Genomic DNA, 6,897 nt, shown 5'->3' with positions numbered 1-6,897 from the left:
GGTAGCGTCCGGTGAGCGTCATCATCCGGTTGGAGAACTCTTTGATCCAGTTGACCATCTGGGTGCCGGCCATGTTGTAGCAGGTGTCACCCAAGGACGCGTAAGGGTTGTATTCGATGTCGAGCAAGGGCGGCAAGGTGATCCCGTCGGCAGACCAGCCGCCGCCATTTGCCGCGAAAAAGTTTGCTTGTTGGGTTCCGGACGAAACGCTGGGCAACGCAAAATGGTAGGCGCCGCGAATCATGCCCACTGCGGCCGCGGATCCGTATTGCTGTCCGAAGGTGTCCGATTTGTAGCTGGTCCCTTCGGTGGCCTTGACATAGGCGAAGCGAGCACCCTGGTTCCATTCGGCTTGCCAATTGACGTTGTCGGTCCGGGAACCGTTGGGGTTCACTTTGGCTTGCCAGGCACTCACATCGAGGCCGAGGATGCCCCAGCCAGGCACGAAACTCGTCGATCCGGTCACTGCCTGCGGTGCAGCAGCCCCCCTCGGGCCGGATTCGACCGGCGCGTTCTTGAGCAGTTGCGGTACGACGACCGAATCTTCGGTCCAGCCCATCTTCGCGCCGGGCGACGGAATCTCAGGCGGAAGGGCCTGGTCGGATTTTTCCGCGGCTGCGGTCGAGCTCGGTTCCGGGAGTGGCGGGGCTGCCACTGCGGCGCCGGTGCCGAGTGCCAACGCGGGCAAGACGGCCAAGGTGAGCAGAGCAATGGAGATACGGGACGGCGAAGTCCGAAGCTTGAAATTCATGTGGATTCTCCAAAAACTCTGATCTGGCGTTATGGCGGTAGGGGCACCGGCCTCGGCGCGTCGAGTGCGATGTCTGCCGTTTGTGGGAATCGAGATGGTTTAATCTGCCCTCATTCATGATAGCAATGTGATCAATGGGGCCTGTGAGGCTGATGTGAATCCGTTATCTTAATGTTATATGGGGCCTGGGTTCGGCCGTCGGCACTGATCGTGGGGCCGGCGAAATGCCGTTCGGCAGCTTCCGGCTGCGGTTGTCCACAAGCTCCAAGATTTTGCTGTCAATGCTTTGGAACTTGTTTTACCCTGTATGGAAGCACAGCGGATTCATAGCCAGGGGGAGGCTCCGATGGACGCGGTGGATATTGTCGAAGGCGAAGTCCGGGAGTTGCTTCGGCGCGACGGAATAGACCCGATGCGCCAGCTGGCCGAAGTTCGGCAGATCGTCGAAGCGGTTTTCCTCGACTATGAAGAACGCGCGTTGCTCGGTGCGGTGCCGTCGTTGCGCCGGGCCGCGGAGGCAAAACGATTCGTCCTCGACGCGGTCACCGGGTTCGGTGCGATTCAACCGCTTCTCGATGATCCTGCAGTCGAAGAAATCTGGATCAATGCACCGACCGAAATCTATGTCGCGCGCAACGGGGAGTCCGAGTTGACCGGCTTGCAGCTGAATCCGCAACAGATTCGGGACTTGGTCGAGAAAATGCTCAAGAGTTCTGGACGTCGTCTGGACTTGAGCAGTCCATTCGTCGATGCGGCGCTTCCGGACGGTTCGCGGTTGCACGTCGTGATCCCGGATACTGGTAGGTCCGATTGTTGAAGAGTGCACTTTTCATGCACTGTTCGTCGATGATGCGGAGGTCACGCGCGAAGGGCGTTGGCAGCCCTGCCTGAGCACGGTAGGTGAACATCCGGTGACAAAGCCGGCATGGGCTCGCGAACTGATTCGATAGATGTCAATATAGAAGTATGTCGAATCAAGAAGTCGAACTGGTCATCGTCGGGTCCGGTCCCGCCGGATACACCGCGGCGGTCTACGCGGCCCGCGCGGGTCTTGCGCCGAACGTGATCGCGGGCTCGGTCACCGCGGGCGGTGCGCTGATGACGACGACCGAGGTGGAGAACTTCCCCGGCTTCGTCGATGGCGTGCAGGGGCCGGAGCTGATGGAGTCGATGCGGGCGCAGGCTGAGCGGTTCGGCGCTCGGATCGTCTACGACGACGCGATTCGCCTCGAGCTCGACGGCGACGTGAAGACCATCGAGACGGGTGCCGGGATGACGTACCGGGCGCGGGCGGTGATCCTGACGATGGGTTCCGCGTACCGCAAGCTCGGCCTCCCCGAGGAAGAGCGCCTGTCGGGGCACGGAGTGTCCTGGTGCGCGACCTGCGACGGGTTCTTCTTCCGCGACAAGGAGATCGCCGTGATCGGTGGCGGGGATTCCGCGATGGAGGAGGCGCTGTTCCTCACCCGGTTCGCATCGAAAGTCACCGTCGTGCACCGCCGGGACGAGTTCCGAGCGTCGAGAATCATGGCACAGCGCGTGCTGGACGATCCGAAGATCGAGGTCGCCTGGAACAGCGAGGTCGCCGCGATCCTCGGCGACGAGCAGGTCACCGGGCTCACGCTGCGCGACACGATCACCGGGGCCGAGCGGAGGCTCGACGCGACGGGGGTGTTCGTCGCGATCGGGCACGACCCGCGCTCCGAGCTCGTGACTGGGCAGGTCGACACCGACGCGGACGGGTACGTGCGGGTCGCGCACCCGTCGACGCGGACGAATCTGGCCGGGGTGTTCGCGGCCGGGGATCTCGTCGACCACACGTATCGGCAGGCGATCACCGCCGCGGGCACCGGCTGCGCGGCCGCGCAGGACGCCCAGCACTACCTGTCGCACCTCGCACCCGCCACCGTTTCCGAGCCTGTTCTGGAGGTCTCCGTATGAGCACCGTCACCCCCGTCACCGACGCCACCTTCCAGGCCGAGGTGCTCGAGTCCGAGCTGCCCGTCGTGGTCGACATCTGGGCGACCTGGTGCGGCCCGTGCAGGGCGATCGCCCCGATCCTGGACCAGCTCGCCGGCGAGTACGAGGGCCGGGTGAAGATCGTGAAGATCGACGCCGACCAGAACCCCGAGACCGTGACCGCGGCCGGCGTGACCTCGATCCCGACCCTCGGCTTCTACCGGAACGGGGAACGTGTCGACGTGCTGATCGGCGCGCACCCGAAACCCGTCTACGTCGCGAAGCTCGAGGAGCTGCTCGCATGACCGACGCCCTGACCCGCACCACCCCGAAACGGCTCTCCACCCTCGACAAGTGGCTGCCGCTCTGGATCGGCCTCGCGATGGTCGCCGGCCTCGTGCTCGGCCGGTTCGTGCCGGCGCTCTCCGACGCGCTGTCTGCGATGGAGGTCGGCGGGATCTCGGTCCCGATCGGGCTGGGCCTGCTGGTGATGATGTACCCCGTGCTCGCGAAGGTCCGCTACGACAAGGTCGCAGCCGTCACGGGTGACAAGAAGCTCCTGGTCTCCTCGCTCGTGCTGAACTGGCTCGTCGGGCCCGCGGTGATGTTCGCGCTCGCGTGGATCTTCCTGCCGGACCTGCCCGAGTACCGGACCGGGCTAATCATCGTCGGCCTCGCCCGATGCATCGCTATGGTCGTGATCTGGAACGACCTCGCCTGCGGCGACCGCGAGGCGACCGCGGTGCTCGTCGCGATCAACTCGGTCTTCCAGGTCGTGATGTTCTCGGTGCTGGGCTGGTTCTACCTGACTGTGCTGCCGGGCTGGCTGGGCCTGGACGCACAGGGACTGGAGATCTCGGTCTGGCAGATCGCGCTGAACGTGCTCGTGTTCCTCGGGATCCCGCTCATCGCGGGCTTCGCGTCCCGCTTCATCGGCGAGAAGCGCAAGGGGCGCGACTGGTACGAAGAGAAGTTCCTCCCGAGGATCGGGCCGTGGGCGCTCTACGGGCTGCTGTGCACGATCGTGCTGCTGTTCGCACTGCAGGGCAACGCGGTGCTGGCGAAGCCTCTCGACGTGGCGCGCATCGCGCTGCCGCTGCTGGTCTACTTCGGCCTGATGTGGTTCGCGGGGCTGCTGCTCGGCAAGGGCATCGGCCTCGGCTACGCGCGGTCGACGACGCTGGCGTTCACCGCGGCGGGCAACAACTTCGAGCTCGCGATCGCCGTTGCCATCGGGACCTTCGGGGCCGCCTCCGGCCAGGCGCTGGCCGGCGTCGTGGGTCCGCTCATCGAGGTCCCTGTGCTCGTCGGCCTCGTCTACGTCTCCCTCTGGGCCGCCAGAGCCTGGTTCCGCACGGATCCGTATACCGCTGAATCGAGGACGTCATGACCGACGCTGCCACCATCCCCGACGCCGAGGCATGCTCGCCGTCGACGACCCACGCAATCGGCGCTGAGGCGGCGAGCACGGTCGCCAGTGCGCTGAAGGCGCTGGCGGACCCGCTGCGGCTGCGGATGCTCTCCGCGATCGCGGCCGACCCGCGCGGCGAGTCCTGCGTGTGCGACCTCGCCGAGCTGGCAGAGGTCTCCCAGCCGACGGTCTCGCACCACCTGAAGGTGCTCAAGGAGACCGGGATGCTGGCCTCCGAGCGGCGCGGCACCTGGGTCTGGTACCGCATCGCGCCGGGCAAGCAGCGCGCCGTCGCGTCCCTCCTCGACGCGTTCGCTCCCGCCGCGGCCGTCACCGACGAACCCGAAGACGCCGCAGCACGGGCCGAGGCCCTGCAGCAGATGGACGCCCGCGTGACCCGCCTCGCCGAAGAGCTCGCGGACGAGCTCACCGGGCTGAACCGGGACCTCGTGATCGCGATCGTGCGCGAGTCCTACGCCGGCCTGGTGCGTTCAGCGAAGCTGACGGCGCACATGATCCCGCTGACCGAACGGTTCGCCCGGCAGCGCCTCGCCGACCTGGCCAGGGACCGCTCGGCCGGGGTGCCGCAGGTGCTGTTTGTGTGCGTGCAGAACGCGGGCCGCTCCCAGCTCGCCGCCGCGATCGTCAACCAGCTCGCAGGCGGTGCCGTGATCGCCCGCTCAGCAGGCTCCGCCCCTGCCTCGGACATGCACCCGCACGTGCGCTCCCTGCTCACGGAGATCGAGGGCGAGCAGGAAGCCGAGACGGCGTTCCCGAAGCCGCTCACCGACGACGCCGTGCGCGCGGCCGACGTGGTGGTCACCATGGGCTGCGGCGACGTCTGCCCGATCATCCCCGGCGTCCGCTACGAGGACTGGGCCGTGGGCGACCCGGCTCTCGCTTCCCCGGACGGGGTCGACGCGATCCGCCACGATATCGAGGGCCGCGTCCGCGAGCTCCTCGCCACGCTCACCGACTGAACGAAAGCGAACAACAATGACTGACCAGAAGCCTTCCGTCCTCTTCGTCTGCGTCCACAACGCCGGGCGCTCCCAGATGGCCGCCGGCTGGCTCCGCGAGCTCGCAGGCGACCGCGTCGAGGTCCGCTCCGCCGGATCCATACCCGCCGACCAGATCAACTCCGTCGCCGTCGAGGCGATGCGCGAAGTCGGCATCGACATCACCGCCGAACAGCCGAAAGTGCTCACCACCGAAGCGGTGCAGGACTCCGACGTGGTGATCACCATGGGCTGCGGCGACGCGTGCCCGTTCTTCCCCGGCAAGCGCTACGAGGACTGGAAGCTCGACGACCCGGCCGGACAGGGCATCGATGCCGTGCGCCCGATCCGGGACGAGATCAAAGGTCGCGTCGAAACGCTGCTGGCGGAACTGCTCGTCTGAGGGACTGCGAGGGACTGCGAGCACGGGAGGGGCAGCGGCCAATGGCCCTGCCTCTCCGCTGTGTTTCCGGGTTTCCTGGTCCCTGCGGCGAACACCGATGTGCCGTGAGGCGTGCGCCATCGATCGCGCTACAGCCCGTTCTTGCTCTACCGGGACGCGCCTCGCAGCGCTGCTTCGATCTGCTCCTGCGTAGGCGCTCCGGCGAACCCGTTCCTCGTCGCATAGACGCGGCACGCGAGCGAGCGGACCGGTGCTGTCGGGAACAGGTCGACGCCGTCGACGAGGATCGTGGGCGAGCCTCCGAACCGGGTGCTTACCGCCTCGGCCTCGGTCCGGATCGTGACCAGCTCGACAGGCACGGCCCTGAATCCAAGAGCGTCCAGTGCTGCGCGCGCGTTGGCTTCGGCCACGTCCGTGTTCGGGCAACCGACAATGTGCAGCAGCTCGACCTTCATGCGGCATCCTCGAATCGCGCGTCGTTCGACGCCCGGTCCGGGCCTGGCGGGAGAAGGATCAGGCAGAGCAGGCCGACACCGGCGACGACGAAGACATCGGCGACGTTCCCGACGAACAGGTCGCCGTAGGCGAGGAAGTCCGTGACCTGCCCCTGTCCGAAGGAGGGCGGGTTCAGGAGCCGGTCGACGAGGTTGCCGACCGCGCCGCCGAGGACCAGGCCCAACGCGGCACCCCACCGCGCGCCACGCAGCCGCACAGCGAACACAACTACCGCGATGGCGGCGAGGAGGCCGACGAGGGTGAAGATCCAGGTGGACCCGGAGCCGAGCGAGAACGCGGCTCCGGGGTTGTAGACCAGGGACAGGCCGAACAGGTCGCCGACCAGCGGAACCCGCTCGCCAGAAGTCAACTGCGCCACAGCGAGGGCCTTCGACCCCTGATCGAGGGCCACGGCGAGCACGGCGACCGCGAGGGCGACGCCGAGTGCCCTCCGACCTTTCGGGGAGGGCGGGCTCGTCCCCTCGGCGACGACGGTGCCCTGCGCGGTCACGCGATCGACTTCCTGGTGCGCGCGGCGCGCAGCCCGTTGAGGATCACGATCACCTCGGCGATCTCGTGCACCAGCACCACCGCGGCCAGCCCCAGCACGCCGAACAGGGCCAGCGGCAGCAGGGCGGTGATGATCAGCAGCGACAGGATGATGTTCTGATTGATAATGCGCCGTCCGCGACGGGCGTGGTCGAACGCCCGCGGGAGGAGCCGCAGGTCGTGGCCGGTGAAGGCGACGTCGGCGGACTCGATCGCGGCGTCGGAGCCGGTCGCGCCCATCGCGATGCCGATGTCCGCGGCGGCGAGGGCGGGGGCGTCGTTGATGCCGTCGCCGATCATCGCGACCGAGCCGTGCCTGCCCAGCTCGCCG

9 protein-coding genes and 1 pseudogene are annotated in these 6,897 nt (G+C 67.0%); 6 read left to right on the top strand and 4 right to left on the bottom strand.

The features are described from left to right. The coding region (locus IJH84_RS09125; protein WP_295142667.1) for a GH25 family lysozyme at nt 1–751 on the bottom strand (751 nt) is incomplete at its 3' end. A gap of 346 nt (nt 752–1,097) precedes the next feature. On the opposite strand from IJH84_RS09125, the gene IJH84_RS09120 reads away from it, so the two are divergent. The 6 genes from IJH84_RS09120 to IJH84_RS09095 all read left to right on the top strand — a co-directional run bounded on the left by IJH84_RS09120 (nt 1,098) and on the right by IJH84_RS09095 (nt 5,522). After that, entirely contained in the window at nt 1,098–1,568 is a 471-nt protein-coding gene (locus tag IJH84_RS09120) for a hypothetical protein (RefSeq protein ID WP_295142663.1), read from the top strand. A 149-nt stretch (nt 1,569–1,717) separates the two neighbouring features. Beyond that, nucleotides 1,718–2,692, top strand: coding sequence for a thioredoxin-disulfide reductase (gene trxB, locus IJH84_RS09115; RefSeq protein ID WP_010157038.1), 975 nt, complete (start codon nt 1,718–1,720; stop codon nt 2,690–2,692). After that, nucleotides 2,689–3,015, top strand: a complete 327-nt coding sequence (trxA, locus tag IJH84_RS09110) for a thioredoxin (protein ID WP_010157039.1) — start codon at nt 2,689–2,691, stop codon at nt 3,013–3,015. Before trxB ends, trxA begins: the two co-directional genes overlap by 4 nt. Continuing rightward, nucleotides 3,012–4,100, top strand: a complete 1,089-nt coding sequence (gene arsB / locus IJH84_RS09105) for an ACR3 family arsenite efflux transporter (RefSeq protein WP_295142656.1) — start codon at nt 3,012–3,014, stop codon at nt 4,098–4,100. The genes trxA and arsB overlap by 4 nt, the downstream gene beginning before the upstream one ends. After that, nucleotides 4,097–5,101 carry a metalloregulator ArsR/SmtB family transcription factor gene (locus IJH84_RS09100; RefSeq protein ID WP_010157041.1) on the top strand — a complete coding sequence of 335 codons (1,005 nt, stop codon included), beginning with the start codon at nt 4,097–4,099 and terminating at the stop codon, nt 5,099–5,101. The genes arsB and IJH84_RS09100 overlap by 4 nt, the downstream gene beginning before the upstream one ends. Before the next feature lie 16 nt (nt 5,102–5,117). Next, the gene (locus tag IJH84_RS09095; protein WP_010157043.1) at nt 5,118–5,522 is read left to right on the top strand and encodes an arsenate reductase ArsC; all 405 of its coding nucleotides are present in this window, start codon (nt 5,118–5,120) and stop codon (nt 5,520–5,522) included. 146 nt (nt 5,523–5,668) lie between these two features. Here the strand turns inward: IJH84_RS09095 and IJH84_RS09090 are convergent, their stop codons facing one another. From IJH84_RS09090 to IJH84_RS09080, 3 genes and pseudogenes are all read right to left on the bottom strand, one after another. Then, the gene (locus IJH84_RS09090; RefSeq protein WP_010157044.1) at nt 5,669–5,977 is read right to left on the bottom strand and encodes a hypothetical protein; all 309 of its coding nucleotides are present in this window, start codon (nt 5,975–5,977) and stop codon (nt 5,669–5,671) included. Continuing rightward, on the bottom strand, nt 5,974–6,528 hold the full coding sequence (gene lspA, locus IJH84_RS09085) for a signal peptidase II (protein WP_010157045.1): 555 nt from the start codon (nt 6,526–6,528) through the stop codon (nt 5,974–5,976). The genes IJH84_RS09090 and lspA overlap by 4 nt, the downstream gene beginning before the upstream one ends. Next, nucleotides 6,525–6,897, bottom strand: a pseudogene (locus IJH84_RS09080) (cation-transporting P-type ATPase); the annotation flags it as partial. The gene lspA and the pseudogene IJH84_RS09080, both read right to left, overlap by 4 nt.

Source organism: Saccharopolyspora sp. (assembly GCF_017434145.1).
In the GTDB taxonomy this organism is placed as follows: domain Bacteria; phylum Actinomycetota; class Actinomycetes; order Mycobacteriales; family Pseudonocardiaceae; genus Saccharopolyspora_C; species Saccharopolyspora_C galaxeae.
This window is presented reverse-complemented; position numbering and strand designations above follow the sequence as displayed.